1 protein-coding gene is annotated in these 1,081 nt (G+C 68.4%); it reads left to right on the top strand.

Going from position 1 to position 1,081, the window contains the following annotated elements:
• Positions 1-345: 345 nt before the first annotated feature.
• Positions 346-921 carry a hypothetical protein gene (locus AB0J09_RS65635; RefSeq protein WP_360714719.1) on the top strand — a complete coding sequence of 192 codons (576 nt, stop codon included), beginning with the start codon at positions 346-348 and terminating at the stop codon, positions 919-921.
• Positions 922-1,081 lie beyond the last annotated feature (160 nt).

Raw genomic sequence — 1,081 nt, forward strand, 5'->3', positions numbered from 1 at the left:
GGCGGCACAACCCTCCCCGCGCCGCCCATCACCGGCCGCGTCGACGGCACCGCCCCCGTCCCAGCCGCCGCGCCGACGCTGAAGAACATGAGGCTAGCGCGAGCCTGAGACCCCTCCCGAAGCGCTGAGTGCACAGTCACCTGAGGCCACCGTCAGCTGCTCCGTCGGCCACGCGTTCGAGGCTCCAACGCGCCCGAATCTACAGCGTAAAGGGCGGGCCTCGGTTCGTTTCCCTCCTACGCCAGGCTGGCCGCAGAGAAACCGTCGGCACATTCGAACACTTATCTCAACTTCGTCTATCGCGCTCCGCTGCCTATCGCCGCGCGACATGGTACATACAACACCATGGACGCCCCTCGGATCATCGCCACCGCTGCCGACCTCGTCAGCGTTGGCGAAAGCTGCCGGCCGGAGACACCGGTCGTGATGACCGCTCCGGAGATTGAGCACGGCGCCGATCCACACGCGGACACCTGGGTCATCGTCGCCACCCCGACGGTCAAGCCCATGAACGCTCACGGAGGCATTGCCGCCCACGGCCAACCGCGCGCGTACACCGTCGACATCGACGAGCACGGCGCAGTCAAACGCACGGCGGTTATCCACGTGCTGCAAGTGGGCGCCCGGCAGCTACGCACCCCCGGCCAGATCGGCCCGGACGCGGTGGTCGCCGATCCCGAGATGCGCCGAATCGACGCGCTGTACGGGGAAGATGGCGACATGACGCCCCTGCTGATGGGGGACATCGCGAGCGTGGATGTGCTGCGCGAGCAGATTCAAGACGCCATCGACGCGCCACATCAGCCGCTTGCTCCTGCGGTTGTTCGCCGGCTGAAGGACGCTCTCGACGCGCTGGCGGCTGCTCGGCTGGAAATCGAGGACGCGCTGCGGTACGGCGACAGCTGCGAGCTGGCCCGGTAAAGTCGACGATGACGAGCCGTGTCCGCCGCGGCTGGGAGACGTTCTCGTCTTCCTGCCCGACAGTCCGGGAGGCGCCGCTGGGCAGGTGCAGCCCGGCTGCCGAGCGCATGCCGCGCTGGTCGAGCGTACGCTGCCCGGGGCGCACATCACGGCAGTGCGG

The organism is Nonomuraea sp. NPDC049784 (assembly GCF_040659615.1).
Classification (GTDB): domain Bacteria; phylum Actinomycetota; class Actinomycetes; order Streptosporangiales; family Streptosporangiaceae; genus Nonomuraea.

Coding starts and splice junctions, on each gene's coding strand:
- AB0J09_RS65635 (WP_360714719.1), top strand. CDS start 346: ATGGACGCCCCTCGGATCATCGCCACCGCTGCCGACCTCGTCAGCGTT.